This is a genomic window from Gluconobacter albidus (genome assembly GCF_002005485.1).
Classification (GTDB): Bacteria; Pseudomonadota; Alphaproteobacteria; order Acetobacterales; family Acetobacteraceae; genus Gluconobacter; species Gluconobacter albidus.
Map to the genome: position 1 here is coordinate 609,225 of NZ_CP014689.1, position 20,716 is coordinate 629,940.

Sequence of the window (20,716 nt, forward strand, 5' to 3'; positions counted from 1 at the left end):
CATGGCAAATACCACCCGGATTCTGGTGGATGCCGATGCGTGCCCGGTCAAGGATGAAATCTATCGGGTCGGGGCGCGCTACGGCCTGAAAACGGTTATCGTCGCCAATAGCTGGATGAATATCCCGCAGTCTCCGCTCATCGAACGTGTTGTGGTCCCTGAAGGGCCAGACGTGGCGGATGACTGGATTGCGGAGCAGGTGACGGCTTCCGATATCGTCATTACCAGCGACATTCCGCTGGCCGTGCGCTGTCTTGCCAGGAAAGGCGCGGTCCTGCGTCCAAACGGCGAGGAAATCGACGAGCGCTCTGTCGGCATGGTATCGGCGATGCGGGATCTGATGCAGGGTCTGCGCGAGACGGGAGCGGTTACGACCTATAATCCGTCTTTCGGCAAAAACGACCGAAGCCGGTTTTTATCCGCACTCGATACACTCATCGTGCGACTCCGCAGGAAAGCTGCTCTGGCGCAATCGCTCCCCACTTCTTCAGAAACAATCCACAGGCCCTTCCCCGGAGATGTTCCCTGATTCTGGGGATATCTTCTCGCGCGGGATAAGCCGCTTCCGATGAAATATTTTCCCCATAAATTTCCTGAACTCTGTTTGCTAAGCAGTATCCTCTGAGGGATCGAAAGTCAGCGTCGGGACGGGGACGAATTTCCATCCTGGAGGCCATCGACGGGAGCATCTTCTACTTCATCTGGCGTGTTCGGAGACTGAATGTCCCGGATCAGAGATTTTCGCTTCATTCGTCGCCTGATGACAATTCAGGCGCAAAATAAACCGAAGACTCACAAGTTGCCGCTTTTGATTATGAAAGAATGTCGCTCTTTTGCAGTTGTTGAGTGAACTGCCGGCGTCCTGATGCGTCTGTTTCGTGACAGGCGCAAGTCGTCACACAGGAATGCAGGAAACTCCATGACTGAGAAAAGCACTCTTTTCATTAACGGCAGCTGGGTCTCACCGAAGGGTGGCGAATGGATCACGGTTGAAAATCCGGCCACGAAAGCGGTGATTGGCGAAGTTGCCAAAGGCGGACAGGCGGATGTGGATGCGGCTGTCGCGGCTGCGAAAGCAGCCTTTGCCGGCTGGAGCCACCGTACGGCGACTGAACGGGCCGATTACATTCACGCGCTGAAGAATCTGGTAAAGCGGGATCGGGAAAAACTGGCCGCTCTCATCACTTCTGAAATGGGCAAACCGCTGAAGGAAGCCCGGGTCGAGGTTGATTTTGCAATTGGCCTGCTGCGGTTTGCTGCGGAAAACGTTTTGCGCCTTCAGGGCGAGATCATTCCGGGAAGCTCGCCGAACGAGAAAATCCTGATCGACCGCGTGCCGCTGGGCGTTATTGGTGCCATCACGGCCTGGAACTTCCCGCTGGCGTTGTGTGCCAGAAAGATCGGGCCGGCCGTGGCGGCAGGAAATACCATCGTTCTCAAGCCGCATGAACTGACGCCACTGACCTGTCTGCATCTGGCAAAGCTGGTTGGCGAAGCGCGAATTCCACATGGCGTCATCAATATCGTGACGGGAGATGGCCAGGATGTCGGTGTGCCACTGGTGGCGCATAAAGATGTCCGGCTCATTACGATGACGGGCTCGACCCCGGCAGGCAAGAAGATTATGGCAGCCGCCTCCGAAACGTTGAAGGAAGTCCGGCTGGAACTGGGCGGCAAGGCGCCATTCATGGTCATGGAAGATGCCGATCTGGACAAGGCCGCCGATGCAGCGGTGGCTGCGCGTTTTGGCAATGGCGGGCAGGTCTGCACGTCCAACGAACGCACCTATATCCATGAGGCTATTTACGACCGCTTCGTCCAGAAAATCCGCGAGAAGATCGAGGCGCTGAAGGTCGGACTGCCGACGGACGACAGTACGGATATGGGGCCAAAGGTCAGTGAAGACGAGCTGAACAAGGTTCATGGCATGGTCGAAAACGCTATCAGGCAGGGCGCGCGTCTCGCCATCGGTGGCAAGCGGCTGAGGGGTGGCGTGTATGACAAGGGCTATTTCTATGCCCCGACGCTTTTGACCGATGTCACCCAGGACATGGACGTCGTTCATAACGAAGTGTTTGGCCCGGTCATGTCGCTGATCCGGGTGAAGGACTTCGATCAGGCCATCGCGTGGGCCAATGACTGCCGTTACGGCCTGTCAGCCTATCTCTTCACGAATGATCTGGGCCGGGTCCTGCGTATGACCCGCGAACTTGAATTCGGTGAAGTCTATGTGAACCGGCCAGGCGGAGAGGCCCCGCAGGGCTTCCATCATGGTTACAAAGAGAGTGGTCTGGGAGGCGAGGACGGGCAGCACGGTATGGAAGCCTACGTTCAGACCAAAACCATTTACCTCAACGCGTAACGGCCTGACGGACGGCTCTTGGCGGTCGCCCGTTTTTTCTGGAGGGGATCGGGATTATGGTAAAAGTTGCTGTCCTGGCTACGGATGGCCTTGAGGAAATAGAACTGGTCGCGCCTCGCTCTGCGCTTGAAAAAGCCGGTGCGACCGTTACGGTTATTTCCCTCCGGGCCGGTGAGTTTCAGGCCGTGAGCAAGGATATCTATCCCTCCCATAAAATCCGGGCCGATCTGGCGATCGCCGATGCAAATCCAAACGACTATCATGCCCTGCTGCTTCCCGGCGGGGTGGCGTCTCCAGATGCGTTGCGCATGAACCGGGACGTGGTGGCGTTTGCGAGAGCGTTCGTGAAGGCAAACAAGCCCATCGCGGCCATCTGTCATGGTGTGCAGACGCTGATTGAGGTCAATGAACTCAAGGGGCGGACCGTTACGTCCTGGCCAGCCATCCGCCGCGATCTGGAAAATGCCGGTGCGATCTGGGTGGACAACGCCGTTGTGGTTGACGGCCCTTATGTTTTTTCCCGTTGTCCGGCCGATATTCCAGCTTTCAACAAGGCCATGCTCAGGCATTTCAGGCTTGCCTGAAGTCCCTGACGGTCCCACAAAAAAGGAGGCGCCCCTTTTGGGAGAGCCTCCTTTTTTGTGGGGATCTGGCTGGCGTCAGATCGTTCCATCGACGGCTTTACGCCCCAGAGCGGGATCGTCGGTGAAGAAGCCGTCGATGCCCATGTCCAGATAGCGGCGCAGTTCCGCGATCATGCCCTCGGGATTGCGGGCCGCATCGCCTGCGGTGCTGCGAAGCTGTGCGGGGAGGAAATGGTTTTCCGGCCGTGCCGTATAGGAATGCACCAGAAGCCCGGCACGATGGGCATCCGTGACGAGGCTGGATGGCTCCATCCACGCGCCCTTGCTGTCACGCGGGATCAGGTCCGTGTTGGACGGTCCGATCACGTCGGCATAGCGCCGGACTTCCTTGAGGCCTTCCGGCGTCATGAGATCGCCAAAAGTCGTGGTCTTGCCGTCTGCCAGAAGATCGGGCGGGATGTCCTTGCGCTCACCCATCAGCAGCATGAGACGCGCCTGCGGATTTATGGAGAGGACATCAGCCCGGATGCGTCCCAGATTTCCGGTTTCGAAGGACTGGAGTTCCAGCGGTGCCTGCCGGGTGTAGTCGTGTGCCGCGATGGTCTGGAGAAACGCGGCTTCGGGATTGAGGCCAAGGCTGTTGAAATAGGTGGAGTGCTTGATTTCCGGCACCAGACCGAAAACCTTGCCCGTCGCCGCCGACTGGGCCGCGACCTGTTCGATGACCTCCTCGAAGGTCGGGATTTCGAAGTGGTCGTCATAGCGCGTGTTGTGGACGCGGATCGTGGACAGGCGCTCACGGGCACGGAGGGTTTTGAGTTCGGCCAGCGTGAAGTCCGTGGTGAACCAGCCGGTTTCGACCCGTCCGTCGATCTTGAGAGACCGGTGACGGGAGGCGAATTCCGGACGTTCCGAAACATCCGTGGTCTCGACAATGTTGCTTTCGTGGCGGACGACCAGATGGCCGTCACGCGTCATGACGAGATCCGGCTCGATGAAATCCGCGCCATCCATCATGGCGCGGGCATAGGAGGCCAGCGTGTGTTCGGGGCGCAGGGCCGAAGCCCCGCGATGGGCGAATACGAGTGGCTTCGGCGCCAGTGAGGGCGCGGCTTTCGCCCGCAGATGCAGGGCGGGAAGCCCTGCTGCGAGCAGGCCGAGGCTCTGGCGACGTGTCAGCATGGAGCAGTGTTCCTTACAGGGCGGCGCTCAGGCTCAGGAAGAACATGCGCGGCGCGATGGGAAAGGCCGAGAACTGACCCGCAGTCTGGGTGGCGTTGATCGTGGACCATCCCTTCGTGTTTGTCAGGTTGGTAATATTGCCCTGAACCTTCAGCGACGCCAGATGCGGAATATTGTGGAACGTATAACCTGCGTTCAAGTTGAACTGGGCGTAGGGTGCAGCCCACATGTCGTTGGTGTAGGTCGCATAACGCTTGCCGATGACATCACCGGTGAACTGGCCGTAGGCATTGCCCCAGTTGGTGGTGAAGACGAACTTCTCCGACCAGTCCGGCATGCCCACAACGTCCTTGCCTGCCGTGTGGATGATGCTCGAACCCGTGCTGTAGTTATCGTTGTAGGTGGACTTGTTGTAGGACAGCGCGTTGTACAGCGAGAAATGCGGACCGAAATGGGTGGTGAAGGAGAAATCCATACCATCCGTCGTAACCGAACCCACGTTCGCAAGCGTGGTGGCCGAGCCGATGATGGACGACAGGGTCTGCGTCGTTGCGACGGCCAGCAGGCGGTTTGAGAAGTGAACGTGATAGTATTCGACCTGACCTTCGATCGCCGTCAGCGGGCCGAGATGGATCTGGCGGTGCTCACGCAGACCGGTTTCGTAGGTCCATGAGGTTTCGGGCTTGCCGTTCTTCTTGAACTCTTCGAAAGCGGCCTGGCTGGTCGCGCCCCACGGGGTGGCGTTGCCATAGCCCGCATCCTGGAAGGAGCGCATATTCTCCTGGATGTTGGCAAACCACTGCTCGTGCTTCGTGATATCCCAGACTGCGCCAAAAGCGGGCAGGAACGGCTTGGCGGCGTCGATTTCGCCACCCGGTGCCGTCACGGCATAGGACGGGGAAAGCGAACCCGGCTTTGCGGCCACCGGAAGCGTGCCGTTGGTATAGACCAGTTCGGACTTGAAGCCCGCCATCAGCGAGAAATTCTTGGAGATCTGCCAGTTGTCCTGCAGATGCGTGACGAACGTGTTGGTGTAGAAATTGTTGGTGTACTGGTCGATCAGGGCGTTCTGCTGGCGCTCGTAAGGCGTGGTCGGGTTGTTGGCGTTCAGTGGATACCAGCGACGGGCCTGGGTGTTGTTGTTGCGCTCATACCAGCCGCCAAGCTCGATCGAGTGCTTGCCGAGATGGTAGCGCAGCGTGGACATCAGGCCACCGCGGTTGTCCCAGTATTCGGTCGTGCGGGTTGCATAGCCCGAACCGCCGAAGACGGTGTTCAGATCCTGACCCGGGAAATAGGCGGCGAACAGCGTCGGCAGACCGGCGGCCGAAATCGGACCGGCTACAACACCTTCACCCAGATCATGGTGATAATAGATGCTATTGTCCCAGTGCAGGTTTTCGCTGAAATCATGCGTCCACTTGGAATAGGCGAGGAAGTCCTCGCGCTGGGCCGCAGAGTAATAATTGCGATAGTTCAGGCCGACCGCATTGGCGTTGGCCTTGGCGTAATTGAAATTGGGATAGGTGAACGGGCGAACATAAATGCCATAACCCTGCGGCAGCGTAACGCTGTCTTCGTTGGGCTCGACCTTCTGGGACCAGTCGAAGAACGTCGAGAAATGGTCATGTTCGCTGTTGTGGACGAACTTCGCGTTGACCTGATAGCCGCCCTGATGGCCGGCGAAGTCCCAGGCGCGTGCGTCCTGACGTGCGAAAGAAACATAGGCTGAGTTGCCATTGCCGAACTCACCCGTATCGAGGCGGGCGAAGGTGCGGAACGTAGACCAGCTTCCGAAAACCTGCTCGATCTGCGCGCCGCGCTTCTTCAGCGGGTCCTGCGTGGTGAACTGGAGCGTTCCGCCAAGGTTGGACGTGGAGGCTGTGCCAAGCGCACCTGCACCGGACGAAACCGAAGCCGATCCGATGTTCTCGCTGATGGCTGCGCGCTGCGGAGAGAGACCGTTGTAGTTGCCGTAAGCCTGATCGCCGAGCGGAATGCCGTCGAGCGTGTAGCCGAGCTGGTTCTGGTTGAACCCGTGAACATAAAGCGAGGAGTTCTGCTCGTTGTTACCCCAGGGATCGGCGTTGTTGAACACGACGCCCGGCAGCATTTCCAGCGCCTTGACCGGGTTCACGCCCGGAAGGATCCGCTGGATCTGCACATGGCTCAGCCCCTGTTCGGAACGTGTGCGCCGTGCCGTGATGACAAGCTGTTCCGTCCCCCCGGCCACGGCATCCACCCTGGCCTTGTGTTTGGCGTCGTTTTTGGCAGCATGTTTGGCCGGTGTGGCTTTTTTCGTTCCAGTCGCAGCGGCACTGGCGGGGTGGGGAAGAGCGGCAGCCAACGCAAATGGCGAGCAGAAAACAGTCAGGAGCAGGCGGGAACGCAGCAGGTTGCGCGGCATCGAAGATCTTTCCGGAGCAAGAAGGGATCGGACGCGGCGGACCCTAATCTTTCCTTAAAGAACTGCGTGTGAAGCTCCTGTGAACGTGCAGTGACAGAATTATGACAGTCAGGCCGTTTGCCAGCCCAGCCCGACGATCGCGACCCGGCGCCCCAGAGGCGTATCCTGAAGAACGATGACCTCCCGCTCTTCCAGATAGTTGAGCTGACGGCGCGCACGGCCCAGAGAATGCGTTCCATAGGCGCGGGCCAGCGCATCATCGTCCGGGCAGATTTCCGCATCCAGCGCCGTGCGGGCGAGCAGCAGGAAAACGCCCTGCACGTCCTCCGGCAGGGTCGCGGCGACTGTCTGGGCCTGCTTCCACTCTTCGCTTTCGGAGCGTTCCCGGTCCATCCCGGCGCGGATCGTGGCCAGCATCCGGTTGAAAGACCCCAGTTCCAGCACATTGCGCGGCAGGCCCTGAATACGGGCCCTGAGCTGGAAGTCCTGATACAGGGTCGCCAGCGGTTTGTAGTCCGACCCGTCTCCGGCCACGACTTCGGTAACCAGCGACCACAGCTGGTCGGGGTCGGCCTCGACGCTGATGGCGGCGGGGGCGGGTTCCTCGGCCTCACGCTCGGCCCCGTAGGCATCGAGCTGGGCGAGAAGGTCCGGCGGAGGGGGGCGGGATTCCCGACGCGCGCGGGGCGTGAACTCATGGACCGGCTCGAGAATGATGTCCCGCAGGTCTTCGGCTGAAACCGGCTCAAGCGGCACGAGAACCGGACCGGTGGCATGGCTTGCGGTTGTGACAGGGCCGATGGCCACGAGTTTCGGACGTCGGCTCAGCGCCGGGCCAAGCGCCATGAACTGACCGCGCGCCAGATCGCGGAAGGATTCCGCCGCCCGTCGCTCCATGCCCAGAAGATCGGCCGCGCGCGCCATGTCGATATCGAGGAACGTCCGGCCCATCAGGAAGTTGGACGCTTCTGCCGCAACGTTCTTAGCCAGCTTCGCCAGACGCTGGGTGGCGATCACGCCTGCCAGACCGCGTTTTCGGCCACGGCACATCAGGTTCGTCATGGCGCCAAGCGACAGGCGGCGCGCTTCGTCCGATGTGTCGCCGCTGGTCACGGGGGCGAAAAGCTGCGCTTCGTCCACCACCACGAGGGCAGGATACCAGTGCGCACGTGGGGCTTCGAACATGCCGTTGAGGAACGCGCCGGCCGCCCGAAGCTGCATTTCGGCTTCAACCTGTTCGAGGTTCAGCACCACGGAGGCCCGATGCGCCCGCACGCGCTCACCTGCGGCGCGAAGGCTGGCTTCGGACTGGTCTTCGACGTCGATTACCAGATGGCCGTAATGGTCGGCGAGAGTGACGAAATCGCCTTCCGGATCAATCATCACCTGCTGGACGAGGGTTGCCGTCTGCTCCAGCAGGCGTCGCAGGAGATGCGATTTCCCAGAGCCGGAATTGCCCTGGACCAGCAGGCGCGTGGCCAGGAGTTCCGGCAGATCAATGCAGGTGTCGGAGCCGTCGCGGCCCTGTCCGAGAACGATGGATGTCATGGTGTCAGGCGATAGCCGAGTTGCGCGATTCTAGCCACCCAAGGACACCATTTGCCGCCGCATAAGCGGTGGAAAAACACCCCTGAAGCAGATAGCCGCCCGTCGGCGCTTCCCAGTCCAGCATTTCTCCGGCCACAAACACGCCGGGGCGGGACGTCAGCATGAAGCGTGCATCCATGGCGTCCCGCCGCACACCGCCTGCGGTCGAGATAGCGCGATCGAGCGTGTCCATGCCGATCAGCTGCAGGGGGAGGGCCTTGAGGGTGTGGGCAAGCTGAAGGGGCGTGGCGTCTTTGGGAGTAGCGAACTTCAGAAGCTCGCGGGACGGCGCATCCAGCGCGAGTGCTTTCCGCAGACGATTGCTCTGACTTTCACGTTCGCGCTGGGCCAGCAGGCGTTTTAGAACGTCCCCGGCCGACAGTGTGGGGCGGAGATCGAGCGTGAGAACTGCGCGCCCGTCGCGCCGGATTGCGTCCCGCAATGCAGCCGAGAGCGCATAAAGCGCCGATCCTTCAAGCCCGCGGGCCGTGATGGTCAGGTCGCCCCGGCTGTGTTGTTCGTTAAAAGACAGCCCTACCGAATGCAGGACGCTACCGTCGTGCCTTGCTGCGAAATCGGCTGGCCAGTCGGGCAGGAAGCCGCAGTTTGTAGGGGCGAAAGACGAAGTTTCATCCGGTAAAAGGTCTGCCCAGAGACCGTCCGATCCCAGACGGGACCAGCTTGCGCCTCCCATTGTCAGGAGGGTCGCGTCGGCCTGAACGGAAGTCCGGCCGTCAGGAGTATCGAAAACAGGGTCCGAACCCTCCCAACTGACAAAACGATGCCGGGTCCGGATCGTCACGCCCTTCTGCGCGAGACGCTCAAGCCATGCCCGCAGGAGCGGAGAGGCTTTCATGGCTTTGGGAAACACCCGCCCTGAAGAGCCGGAAAAACATGGCTGTCCGAGGCCTTCCGCCCATTGCCTCAGCGCCTCTGGCGGAAAGGCGCGAATAGTGGGTTCGAGCCAATCCTGCGCGTTGCCATAACGCTTCAGAAACCTGTCCAGCGGTTCCGAATGCGTCAGGTTCAGCCCGCTGCGTCCGGCCATGAGCAGCTTTCGCCCCACGCTTGGCATCCGGTCGAAGACCTGCACTCTGCATCCCCGTGCAGCCAGGATTTCGGCTGCGAACAGCCCTGCCGGACCGGCTCCTATAATGGCGATGGATGGGCCGATGGACGGGGAAGGGGACGCAGTAGTCATAGGCGTCTGATTGCCATGTGCGGCAGGGTTTGTCAGGTTCTGCGCGGCGGGTTCTGGCCGGAAAGGAAACACAGATGCAGGTTTTTGAGACAATCGCGGCGTTGCGGAGCGCCCGGAAAGGCTATGCGACGCTCGGCTTCGTTCCGACGATGGGGTTCCTGCATGAAGGCCATCTGGGCCTCGTCCGCAGAGCCAGGGCCGAAAATGGTGCGGTGGCCGTCAGCATTTTCGTGAACCCGACGCAGTTCGGCCCGAACGAAGACTATGCTTCCTATCCCCGCGATCCGGACCGTGATCTGGCGCTTCTGAAAGACGCCGGAGCCGATCTGGTCTTCCTGCCAACGCAGGACGTGCTTTATCCGCCGGGTTTCGCAACCCGCATTGAAGTCGGCGGCGTTGCGGACGAACTCGAAGGCCAGTCCCGCCCCGGACATTTCTCCGGTGTGGCAACGGTGGTGACGAAGCTGTTCAACATCGTCCAGCCGCAGCGGGTCTATTTCGGACAGAAGGATGCCCAGCAATGCGCGGTCGTCCGCCGTTTTGTGGCGGATCTGGATATCCCCGTCGAAATCGTGGTCTGTGATATCGCACGGGAAACAGACGGCCTCGCGCGGTCCAGCCGCAATGTGCGCCTGACGCCAGAAAACCGTCAGAAAGCCCCGGGGCTGTATGAGGCTTTGCAGGAAGCATCGCGACTGTTCCGCAGCGGTGAACGTAACGCGGACGTTCTGGAGGGAGCTCTGCGCGTCAGCCTGATAAAGGCCGGCGTGCCGGACATCGATTATGCCACGGTCGTAAATGCAGACACATTCCGCCGCGAAGACCCCTGTTCCGAAAACGCGCTGGCGCTTCTGGCTGTGCAGGCAGGGGCGGTCCGGCTGATCGACAACATGCCGCTTTGAGATCTGTCTCCTTCGTGCGGTATAAGCATGAACTGCTGACGGACGGAGGATTTCAGACATGCAGAAAACCATCATGCGCCGGGTGGCTCAGGGGCAGGGACGCGAACCCGCCGATCTGGTCATCCGCAATGTCCGGCTGTTCGATCTGGTTACGGGTGACCTTGTTCCCACCGATATCGCCATCTGTGACGACCGGATCGTCGGGACTTATGGTGACTATGACGGTGTGCAGACGATTGACGGTGCAGGCCGGATCGCCGTGCCGGGCTTCATCGACACGCATCTGCATGTTGAATCATCACTCGTCACGCCGTTTGAATTCGACCGTTGCGTCCTGCCGCATGGCGTAACGACCGCCATCTGTGATCCGCACGAAATGGCCAATGTGCTGGGCCGCGCCGCATTCGATTATTTTCTGGCCGCGGCCGAGCGGACCATCATGGATTTGCGGGTCAATCTCTCAAGCTGCGTACCGGCAACGGCTATGGAGACGTCGGGAGCGGTTCTGAATGTCGATGATCTGCTGCCCTATCGAAATCATCCCAAAGTGATCGGTCTGGCCGAATTCATGAATATTCCGGGCGTTCTGAACGGCGATCCGGGCTGCTTGGACAAACTCGCGGCCTTTGCGGACGGCCATATCGACGGCCATGCGCCTCTCATGCGCGGCAAGGCCCTCAACGGCTATCTGGCAGCCGGAATTTCGACCGATCACGAGGCGACAGCAGCCGAAGAAGCGCTGGAGAAAGTCCGGAAAGGCATGACAGTCCTGATCCGCGAAGGCTCTGTCTGCAAGGATCTTGAAGCCCTGGTCCCGCTGCTGAACGTCGCCACATCGCCGTTCTTTGCCTTCTGCACCGATGACCGCAATCCGCTCGAAATTGCTCATGAAGGCCATCTGGATTTCCTGATCCGCCGGGCGATCGAACTCGGTGTGGAGCCTCTGGCTGCATACCGGGCGGCTTCGCTCTCGGCCGCAACCGCCTTTGGCCTGAAAGATCGCGGACAGATCGCGCCCGGCAAACGCGCGGATATCGTCCTGCTCGACGATCTGGAGCGCTGTCAGGTGTCGGATGTCATTTCCGCCGGGCGTCTGGTGAACGATGCACTGTTTGCAGGGCGCGAGATCGTGGCGCCCGTCGGGCTGGACAGCGTGCAGCTGCCAAACCCGGTGAGCGCGCGGGATATGCGGATTGAAGGCAGCGGCACAGATCGTCCGGTCATGGGGATCATTCCGGGACAGATCATTACCGAATTCCTGCGTCTGGATCTTCCGGAAGACGATGGTGCCGTTCTGCCTGACCCCGCGCAGGATATCGCAAAGGTCTGCGTCGTGGCGCGGCACGGGCATAACGACAATATCGGGCGCGGTTTTGTTCGTGGCTTCGGCCTCGGACGTGGAGCACTGGCATCCTCAGTCGGACACGACAGCCATAATATCTGTGTCGTCGGAACCAGTGACGCCGATATGGCCTGCGCGGTGAACCATCTGGAAAAGACCGGCGGCGGTTTCGTGGCCGTCCGTGATGGACAGGTGCTGGCGGAACTGCGTCTTCCCGTCGCAGGGCTGATGAGCGATGCCCCCTATGAACAGGTGCGCGATGATCTGATCGTGTTGCGACAGGCCGCGAAAGAGATGGGCGTGGTTTTAGAGGAGCCGTTCCTGCAACTGGCGTTCCTGCCCCTCCCGGTCATCCCCCATCTCAAGATTACGGATTTCGGAATGATCGACGTCCGCAACATGAGTCTGGTGTGACATCAGTGCTGCTCCGCAGGGCAGCCATTGATATGATTACCTCTAATGCCAGATGGATGCAGGCAATGAATACTATGTCTGCAATCCGTTATTGTGAGATTATTTTTCCGTTATCCTGCAGAGCGATCGACAGGACAATGCCGAGAAAAATATTAACTAAACAGTTATAAAATAGTATGGCATCTTCAAAAGAAAATCTGACGGCGTTGTAACGAGAAGGGATCCTGTTTTGGGACATAAAACTGCAATTATCTTTGTCGCGGATAGGAATTTCCTGGTACCAAGCATCCTCGCGATGCTGCAGATCAGCCGACAGAAAGATACGATGAGTGTCGCGGATCTCTTCTTGTTCACAACGGATCTGAATGATGAAGATTTCCGTACGATCACGGATCTCGTCACAGATCACGGCATTACGACCATCAAGCTTGATCTTGATAAAGTATTGAGCGAACAGGAATCTCTTTCGTTCAGAGAAACACATATTTCGATTTCAACTTTGGGACGTTTTTTCACAGGTCCGTGTATAGATCCGAAATATGAGAACATCCTGTATATTGACGGGGACGTTCAGGTCGTCGGGTCAATTTTCGATCTGGCGAATGCCGACATTCCGGATGGCAAAATGTTGGGTGCTATTGATCGACATTTTCTTAAAGCAAAAGAACATGACAAATCCGGAGAAAAAACGCGCGAATACCTCAAAAAACTCGGGGTTTCGCATGAGTCGGATTATTTCAATGCAGGAGTTCTGGCTGCAAAGCGTGAGACATGGATCAATCTCTGCAAAGAAGCATTTGATTATTTCGTCAATCACTCCAAAGACTGCATGTTCCACGATCAGAGCGCTCTAAACGCCGTGTGTGTCGGCAGAAGACTGCCTATGTCACCCAAATACAATTTCACGACCATGTTCGCCGAAAATAATTTCGTGAACACTGTGCGGCCTTCAATCATTCATTTCACGGGCGCTGAAAAGCCATGGTTCTCAAAAGCACGTCCGTGGCAGGGGCGCTTCATTGCGTCCTATGTTGAGCTTCTGAAGCAGTTCCCACAGCTTGAGGCTTTTTATTCGCTCAAACAGTATTTCCATTCATCAGGACAAGCCGGTCTGAGCAGGATAGACCGCCATGCGAACAGAATGTGGCTCCTGACCCGTATTCTGACGCCCTGGCGCGTTATCCTGCGACGTCGGAGGCTCATGAACTACCTGAAAACAACACGATTTTTTATCTAAATGTCGTCCTGATGTAGCTCACGCTCTGGGTCTGGATACCAGAGCGGATTACACCGTTGTCACGAACAGAATGTTCTGACTCCCGCAGGCAATGAGATCAGCCAAAAGCATCTGAATTTCTTGAAGTCTGAGGAATTTGGTGGACCTGACGCGATTCGAACGCGTGACCTTTGCCTTCGGAGGGCAACGCTCTATCCAGCTGAGCTACAGGTCCATAGGGGTTCAGATAACTGCTTCGGCGAAAGATTGCCAGCCCTCTTTTTGAAAGTTTTGCTGTTCATTTGCGTGATCGGAAGGTGGTCATGGAAAACTTTCTGTCTGAGCCGTGGCCTGCCATGCGGCCGCGGCGATATCGCCGCCTGAGGGCAGCAGACGATCTGGTTGTGTCAACCATGAGACGGCATCCTGTGCGGCGCCTCTGCGATCGCGGCTGAGGAGATGGTGGGCGCCCGGCAGTTCGTCGGTCCGGGTGCCGGTGGGCAATCTGCGGAGCAGACGGGCCGTGAAGGGGGGCAGGACGAACTGGTCCCGGCCTCCGAAGATGATGAGCAGGGGTGTGCGTACTTTTGGAGCGGCCTCGTAGGCACTCCGCATCAGTAATGTCAGGCCGTAGAGCGGATGGATTGTCGAGCTGTGCAAGGTGAGGGGATCGAAATACATCCGGCGCAGGGCCTGAATATTGTCGCTCGCGACGCGGCGACCCGGCACCGCCGACCCATCCAGTTTCCAGTGCGGCGCCAAAACATCCATTCCCCCCAGAAGAATTTCCCACGGCTGGCCGATGTCCAGTGCGGCCGGGGCGAGCAGGATTGTGCTGCTGATCTGCGGCGTGTCGGTGGTCGCCAGTAGCAGGGCGATGGCGCCTCCCATGCTTTCTCCCATGACGTGAATGGGGACGTGCGGATACTGGGCGTGCAACCAGAGCACCTGTTCGCGGGCGTCCTGCACCAGCCTTGCCGTGCTGCTCCATCCGCCCCGGTTCGGAGCCTGTCCGAAGCCGCGGATGTCGGGGGCGGCAAGGGTAAAGCCTGCGGAGGTGAAGGTTGGAGCCGCGAATTCCCAGGCGTCCCGGCTGTCACCATATCCATGCAGTGCCAGAATAATGCCGCGTGGTTCCGGTGTGGCAGCGGGGTAGAGGCGCAGCGGGATCGAGGCGCCGTCCGACATGTCGAGCGTCACATCCGGAGGAATGAGGGCTGTCTCCTGTGCCGTTGGATGCAGGTCGGGCATAGGCGGTGCTGTGCACGCCTGTAACGCCAGCAGGCCAAGCAGCCCGCAGGAAAGACGTCTGAGGCGGTTTGAAACGGAAGGGAATGGGCCTATCATCGCACAGATTTTAGAACGTCCGCTCCTTCGGGGCGAGAAGGGAGACATTCGTGCCGCCAGAAAAGCCTGATTCGGGAAAGCCCCATCTGGTCCTGATCGACGGATCTGGTTTCATCTTCCGTGCGTTCCATGCCCTGCCGCCGATGAGCAGCCCGCAGGGTGTTCCGGTCAATGCGGTCTATGGCTTTACGAACATGCTGTCGCGTCTGCTGCGGGACCATGTGGGCACGCATTTGGCGGTGATTTTCGATGCTGGCCGCGTGACGTTCCGCAACGAGATTTACCCGCAGTACAAGGCGCACCGTCCGGAAGCCCCGGAAGACCTGCGCCCGCAGTTCGGTCTGATCCGTGATGCCACGGCCGCCTTCAATGTGCCGTCGATCGAGCTTGAAGGCTGGGAGGCGGATGACCTGCTCGCCGCCTATGCCAAGGCGGTCGTGGAGGAGGGCGGGTGCTGCACCATCATCTCATCCGACAAGGACCTGATGCAGCTTGTGCGTCCCGGTGTCGAACTGATGGACCCGATGAAGCAGAAGCCGATCCGCGAAGCCGAGGTCGAAGCCAAGTTCGGCGTACGCCCCGATCAGGTCGTAGATGTTCAGGCGCTGATGGGAGATTCGACGGATAATGTGCCGGGCGTTCCGGGTATTGGTCCGAAAGGAGCCGCGCAGCTCGTGAACGAATACGGCACGCTGGAGCAGATCCTCGCCGCAGCCCCCGGCATGAAGGCGTCCAAGCGGCGCGACAATCTGATCGAACATGCCGAGGCCGCGCGCATGTCCCGCAAGCTGGTCCTGCTGGACGACAATGCCCCGATGCCGCAGCCGATCAGCGAGCTGGGATGTCGCGAGCCGGTTCGCGAGACCTTGCGGGACTGGCTGGAGGACATGGGGTTCCATTCCACCATCCAGCGCATGGGGCTGGGTCTGGCCGCCAAGCCGCGTCCGTTCACGCGTCAGATTGTCCGGCCCGAAGACAAGGTTGCTGCACGGGACGAAGCTTCGGCTGTCACGGTCCCCGATGCGCCTTATGGCCCCTACGAAACCATCACGGATCTGGAGACGCTGGACCGCTGGATCGCAGAGGCCCGGACGGCGGGTGTGGTGGCCGTCGATACCGAGACGAACAGTCTCAATGCGCGTCAGGCCAATATGGTCGGGCTGTCGCTGTCGGTTGCGCCAGGGAAGGCCTGTTATGTGCCATTCCTGCATGAAACCGTACGAGATCTTCTGGAAGAAGATTCGACCGGTGAAGCTGCCGTCCGTCAGCTGGACCGTACCGAGGCACTGGAGCGTCTGAAGCCCCTGTTGCAGGATGCGTCCGTTCTCAAGGTATTTCAGAACGCGAAATATGATCTGACTGTCTTTCGGGGCGCTGGCATTCCCGAGATCACGCCCATCGACGATACGATGCTGATTTCCTACGCCCAGTCCGCCGGTGAGCACGGGCAGGGGATGGACGAGCTTTCCGAACTGCATCTGGGGCACACGCCTGTCCCCTATGATTCCGTGACGGGAACAGGCCGAAAGCGCATTCCGTTCGCACAGGTCGCGATTGACGCGGCGACCGCCTATGCCGCCGAAGACGCGGATGTCACGCTGCGTCTGTGGCAGGTGCTGCGTCCGCAGTTGCGGACCCGTCAGGCGCTGTCGCTGTATGAGGAAATCGAGCGTCCTCTCATCCAGATCCTGACGGATATGGAAGACGTAGGCATCAAGGTAGACGCCACCGAACTGCGTCGCATGTCCGTTGATTTTGCCGAACGCATGGGAATGATCGAGCAGGACATCCATGAGCAGGTGGGGCGGAGTTTCAATGTCGGCTCCCCCAAGCAGCTTGGCGAGATCCTGTTTGATGAAATGGGCCTGCCCGGCGGAAAACGGACGAAAAGTGGAAGCTGGGGTACCGATTCCGGGGTACTGGAATCGCTGGCCGAGCAGGGGCATGACCTGCCGCGCAAGATTTTGGACTGGCGGCAACTGGCCAAGCTGAAATCGACCTATGCCGATGCGCTGGTCCAGCAGATGGATCAGGACACGCAGCGGGTTCATACATCTTTTCAGATGGCCATCACCACGACGGGGCGCCTGTCATCGAACGAGCCGAACCTTCAGAATATCCCCATCCGCACCGAAGAAGGCGCACGCATCCGCAAGGCATTCGTCGCCGCTCCCGGCTGTGTTCTGCTGTCGGCGGATTACAGCCAGATCGAACTGCGCCTTCTGGCCCATGTTGCGAAGATCGAGCCGCTGCTTGAGGCGTTCCGTCTGGGGCAGGACATTCATGCCCGCACGGCGTCCGAAGTGTTCGGTATTCCGCTTGAGGGCATGGACCCGCTGACCCGTCGCCGGGCCAAGGCCATCAATTTCGGCATTATTTACGGCATTTCGGCTTTCGGTCTGGCGCAGCAGCTCCAGATTTCGCCGGGCGAGGCACGCTCCTATATCGACGCCTATTTCGCCCGCTATCCCGGCATCCGCGCCTATATGGAGCGGACCAAGGAAGAGGCGAAAAAGCACGGCTATGTCACGACGCCGTTCGGACGTCGCTGCTATGTGCCAGGCATCGCGGAGAAAAACGGTGCCCGTCGCGCCTATGCGGAGCGTCAGGCCATCAACGCCCCGCTTCAGGGCGGTGCTGCGGACATCATCAAACGCGCCATGGTCCATCTGGCACAACGCCTCCCCCAAACGGGGTTGAAGGCGAAAATGGTTCTTCAGGTACACGATGAACTGCTCTTCGAGGTCGAGGAGCAGGACGCGAAGGCTCTGGCGGAGTTCGTCCGCACGGAAATGGAAGGGGCCGCCAAACTTGACGTGGCCCTTGAAGTAGAAACCGGTATCGGCCCAAGCTGGGCTGACGCACATTAAAGACAGGAAGGTCATGCAGACCAATCACGAACGCCGCAAGCGGGTCGGCAATCGCATCATCTGGGGCGTTCTCGCCGTGGCGGCCGTTCTGGGGTATGTCGGCTTCCATCTGGCGTCCAATGGCGGGCCCGGCCTTCTGGTCCAGTCCAACGGCAACGAAATCGGTGGCAGCTTCCGTCTGGACTCGCTGGGCGAAAGCACGGTTACCGAAGGCGATTTTCACAATACCTGGATGCTGGTCTGGTTTTTTGATGCGAACTGTCCCGAGGACAAGTGCCAGCCCGTATTAAAAAGCATGGATCAGGCACTGGTGACGCTCCGGGCGCAAGGCATCCGCGTCTCGCCGCTCGCAGTGTCGCTCAATCCGTTTGATGAGGCGGACCCGCTTCGGGAATACGTTCTGCCCGTCGCCCCCCATGTCATGCCATTCACCGGGACCCCGAACATGATCAAGGCTATGACGGCCGAATATCATGCGCCGCTCCAGAAGGAGGGGGATCATTTTGTTCCTGCGCCGCAGATCGTCATCATGGACCCGAATGCGCGCTATGCCGGTACCGTCCCGGCTGACGGCAATGCAGATGCCCTGATTGCGCGTCTGCGCGAACTTGCGAAGCGCTGAATGAGGCGCGGGGCAGCGCTTCTCGCGGCAAGTCTGCTTCTGGGGCCTGGATTTTTTCAGGCCCACGCACAGGAGCAGACCCCGCCGGAGTGGAACGGCATTACGCTCGGCAGCCCCCATCGTGGCGGGACCCTGCATCTGACGGCGGACGGCCCCGGCGGTACGCTGGACCCGCAGATCAATTACGGCACGCAGTACATGCAGGTGTTCGTCAATATGTACGACCCCCTGCTGACGTTTCGTCTGGCGCGCGGAGCCGCCGGACTGGACGTGGTACCGGACCTCGCCGATGCCATGCCGGTCATCAGCCCCGATGGCCTCACGTGGCGGCTGCATTTACGCTCCGGTCTGCATTTTTCCAATGGTTCCCCCGTGCGTGTGGAAGATGTTGTGGCATCTTTCCGCCGGATCTACCGCGCCGGAAGCCCGACTGCGGGATCTTTCTATGGCGGTATCGAGGGGGCTGCGGACTGTCTGGCCAAGCCTGACCGCTGCACGCTTCCCGGCGTCGAAGGGCACCCGGAGACGGGCGAGATCGTCTTTCATCTGACGAAACCCGACGGCGAATTTCTCTACAAACTCGCATTTCCCCACGCTGTGATTGTGCCTGCCACCACCCCGGCTCATGACATGGGGGGAACCACGGTTCCTGGAACCGGGCCGTACCGCATCACGCAGTACGATCCCGGACACGGTATGGTTCTGGAGCGCAATCCGTATTTCCATGTCTGGAACCCGCAGGCCCAGACGGATGGCTTCGTGGACCGTATCGAATACGATTTCGGCCTGTCGGATGAAGCACAGGTCACGGCGGTCGAGCAGGGCCGGTATGACTGGATGCTGGACGCCAAGCCCGGAGACCGTCTGGGCGAACTCGGTGCACAATACACTGCCCAGGTTCATATCGAGCCCTTGCTGGGCCTGTATTATCTGGCGATGAACACGCATGAAAAACCCTTCACCGATGTGCGGGTGCGCCGGGCGGTCAGCATGGCCGTCAACCGCCATGCCATGACGATCCTGTTCGGGGGCAGCGCGATCTCCGTACCTTTGTGTCAGATGGTGCCGCATGGGATTTCCGGCGCGGATCTCGGGTTGGACTGCCCGCAGGATGTGGAAGGCGCGCGTCGCCTGATCCATGAAGCCGGGGCAGAAGGGGCGTCGGTGACACTGATCGTCCCCAACCGCGCCATGGAGCTCGGCATGGGCACTTATCTGCGCAACGCTCTGCAGGCCGTGGGCCTGAACGCGCAGCTTCGCCCTATCACGGCGGGCCTTGCGGAATCCTACGAACAGAACACCGCCAATCACGTCCAGATCGCGTTGTCCTACTGGTTTGCGGACTACCCGTCCGCCTCAACCTTTCTCGACGACCTGTTCGGCTGCGACAACTACCATCCGAATTCAGCCGTCTCCCCGAATGTCACCGGTTTTTGCGATCAGCACATCCAGTCCCTGTTCGATCAGGCGAAAGCCCAGACGGACCCGGCAAAAGCCGCCCCAATCTGGCAGGAGGCCGGCCACGCTGTCATGCAGCAGATGCCTGGCGCACCCATGATCCAGATGAAGACGGTCGATTTTGTTTCGAAACGGCTGGGGAATTACTTTTCAACATCTCTGAACCACATGCTGTTTTCACATGTGTGGGTGCAGTAAGGGTGCGTATTGTCGATGATGGCTTACGGTGCCGGAGAAGCCATCCATAACGTTTCATGTGGGTAATCGACGGTCACTCTGAAGCGTCCGTAAACATTCGCGCCCGCTGCTCCGACCACCGTCTGGCCCATCCAGAGACTCATGCGCTCGGGGCCGAAATTCATATCGGGCCTTTCACTGAACCATACGGGCCCGACATGAACGGCACCAATGGTGACATCCGGTACCCGGATCAGGCGTGTTCCGGGGATGAGGCGATCGCCGTTCAGGACGACGGGCCAATCCGGATGACGGGCATGCCATCGGTTGAAAATGCTCGTGATGATATAAGAGGTAACGCCGATCCCATTCACGGTTGCGATGTGCTGGGCCGCTGCGCCGGATGAGGTGGGCAGCGCGGTTGCTCCGGTATCGAGCAGCAAACTGAGTGCTTCACCATCAATAGTCAGCGTAACGGCAGGAAAGTCACTGAGCCATTCGCCCGCGGAATTCCGGGCAAAGAGTAATGGCGCGTGTGTCGCATGACCATCGGGTTGCCATGACGGGCTTTCAACGATGAGGCGCTGCGCAGGGTAATCGAATGTCCAGATGAAGTGCGAAAGATAGGCGGCTCCAAGGACGCCGTCATATCCAAGGTCGGGTAGAGTGTTCACGACCGCCGCCGCCGCGCCGCATGCCTCTGGTCCTGCCGGAGCAGGGAGACGCGTCGCGGCGGTGAAGGGAGGCATGCGGGCTCCATCAAAACTGAAGCCAGGCAGGCGGCATTGGATGGCCTGGCCACCAATCCGTTTCAAGGCGGACGCTTTCATGATGTAGAGGATGCCCATTCCTCCACCACCTGTGTCGACGAGAAGCCGGACCGTCTGTCCCTTCGAGGTTCTGGGCGTGGCATAAAAATGCCCGGCTTCGAACGCTGTAGGGATGACGCGTCCGTCTGATGCAGCATGTGCACTGCTCACGCTGCACAATGCCAGACAAACCAGCAGTTTCCACAGACGGGTCATCCGGGCTTCCCTCGGTTGGT

At 59.7% G+C, this 20,716-nt stretch carries 15 protein-coding genes and 1 tRNA gene; 9 read left to right on the forward strand and 7 right to left on the reverse strand.

The genetic code is table 11. From position 1 onward, the window contains the following. Position 1 precedes the first annotated feature (1 nt). The 3 genes from A0U94_RS02665 (at position 2) to A0U94_RS02675 (ending at position 2,946) form a co-directional block, all read left to right on the forward strand. Positions 2-529, forward strand: coding sequence for a YaiI/YqxD family protein (locus A0U94_RS02665; protein ID WP_077802359.1), 528 nt, complete (start codon positions 2-4; stop codon positions 527-529). Positions 530-919: 390 nt separating this feature from the next. Further along, entirely contained in the window at positions 920-2,362 is a 1,443-nt protein-coding gene (gene aldA / locus A0U94_RS02670) for an aldehyde dehydrogenase (RefSeq protein ID WP_077802360.1), read from the forward strand. Between the two features lie 56 nt (positions 2,363-2,418). Beyond that, complete coding sequence (locus A0U94_RS02675; RefSeq protein ID WP_062029103.1) at positions 2,419-2,946, forward strand: type 1 glutamine amidotransferase domain-containing protein; 528 nt, start codon at positions 2,419-2,421, stop codon at positions 2,944-2,946. 75 nt (positions 2,947-3,021) lie between these two features. Here A0U94_RS02675 and A0U94_RS02680 read toward each other — a convergent pair whose 3' ends face one another. The 4 genes from A0U94_RS02680 to A0U94_RS02695 all read right to left on the reverse strand — a co-directional run bounded on the left by A0U94_RS02680 (position 3,022) and on the right by A0U94_RS02695 (position 9,323). Next, a complete protein-coding gene (locus A0U94_RS02680) occupies positions 3,022-4,128 on the reverse strand; it encodes a glycerophosphodiester phosphodiesterase family protein (RefSeq protein ID WP_077802361.1) in 1,107 nt (368 codons plus the stop codon). A gap of 13 nt (positions 4,129-4,141) precedes the next feature. Then, positions 4,142-6,535 (reverse strand): TonB-dependent receptor, encoded by a 2,394-nt coding sequence (locus tag A0U94_RS02685; RefSeq protein ID WP_062029099.1) that lies wholly within the window; start codon positions 6,533-6,535, stop codon positions 4,142-4,144. A 108-nt stretch (positions 6,536-6,643) separates the two neighbouring features. Then, a complete protein-coding gene (locus tag A0U94_RS02690) occupies positions 6,644-8,083 on the reverse strand; it encodes a helicase HerA domain-containing protein (RefSeq protein ID WP_077802362.1) in 1,440 nt (479 codons plus the stop codon). Positions 8,084-8,087: 4 nt separating this feature from the next. Further along, positions 8,088-9,323 (reverse strand): TIGR03862 family flavoprotein, encoded by a 1,236-nt coding sequence (locus A0U94_RS02695; RefSeq protein ID WP_244178051.1) that lies wholly within the window; start codon positions 9,321-9,323, stop codon positions 8,088-8,090. A gap of 74 nt (positions 9,324-9,397) precedes the next feature. Between A0U94_RS02695 and panC the strand changes: the two genes are divergently transcribed. The 3 genes from panC (at position 9,398) to A0U94_RS02710 (ending at position 13,218) form a co-directional block, all read left to right on the forward strand. Then, positions 9,398-10,225, forward strand: a complete 828-nt coding sequence (gene panC, locus A0U94_RS02700) for a pantoate--beta-alanine ligase (RefSeq protein WP_077802363.1) — start codon at positions 9,398-9,400, stop codon at positions 10,223-10,225. Positions 10,226-10,283: 58 nt separating this feature from the next. Beyond that, positions 10,284-11,981: an adenine deaminase gene (gene ade, locus A0U94_RS02705; RefSeq protein ID WP_077802364.1), complete on the forward strand. Its 1,698-nt coding sequence runs from the start codon at positions 10,284-10,286 to the stop codon at positions 11,979-11,981. Between the two features lie 229 nt (positions 11,982-12,210). Then, on the forward strand, positions 12,211-13,218 hold the full coding sequence (locus tag A0U94_RS02710; RefSeq protein ID WP_167369343.1) for a glycosyltransferase family 8 protein: 1,008 nt from the start codon (positions 12,211-12,213) through the stop codon (positions 13,216-13,218). A 137-nt stretch (positions 13,219-13,355) separates the two neighbouring features. Here A0U94_RS02710 and A0U94_RS02715 read toward each other — a convergent pair. Together A0U94_RS02715 and A0U94_RS02720 are read right to left on the reverse strand one after the other, a co-directional pair. After that, positions 13,356-13,432, reverse strand: a tRNA-Arg gene (locus A0U94_RS02715). 86 nt (positions 13,433-13,518) lie between these two features. Then, entirely contained in the window at positions 13,519-14,448 is a 930-nt protein-coding gene (locus A0U94_RS02720) for an alpha/beta hydrolase (RefSeq protein ID WP_077802366.1), read from the reverse strand. Between the two features lie 146 nt (positions 14,449-14,594). On the opposite strand from A0U94_RS02720, the gene polA reads away from it, so the two are divergent. The 3 genes from polA to A0U94_RS02735 are packed head-to-tail and all read left to right on the forward strand — an operon-like array spanning position 14,595 to position 19,692. Then, positions 14,595-17,414, forward strand: a complete 2,820-nt coding sequence (gene polA / locus A0U94_RS02725) for a DNA polymerase I (protein ID WP_077802367.1) — start codon at positions 14,595-14,597, stop codon at positions 17,412-17,414. A 13-nt stretch (positions 17,415-17,427) separates the two neighbouring features. After that, positions 17,428-18,036 (forward strand): SCO family protein, encoded by a 609-nt coding sequence (locus tag A0U94_RS02730; protein ID WP_062110727.1) that lies wholly within the window; start codon positions 17,428-17,430, stop codon positions 18,034-18,036. Beyond that, positions 18,037-19,692, forward strand: a complete 1,656-nt coding sequence (locus A0U94_RS02735; RefSeq protein WP_077802368.1) for an ABC transporter substrate-binding protein — start codon at positions 18,037-18,039, stop codon at positions 19,690-19,692. It abuts the gene before it with no gap. A 23-nt stretch (positions 19,693-19,715) separates the two neighbouring features. On the opposite strand, the gene A0U94_RS02740 is transcribed toward A0U94_RS02735, so the two are convergent. Then, a complete protein-coding gene (locus A0U94_RS02740; protein ID WP_077802369.1) occupies positions 19,716-20,696 on the reverse strand; it encodes a hypothetical protein in 981 nt (326 codons plus the stop codon). Positions 20,697-20,716: the final 20 nt, after the last annotated feature.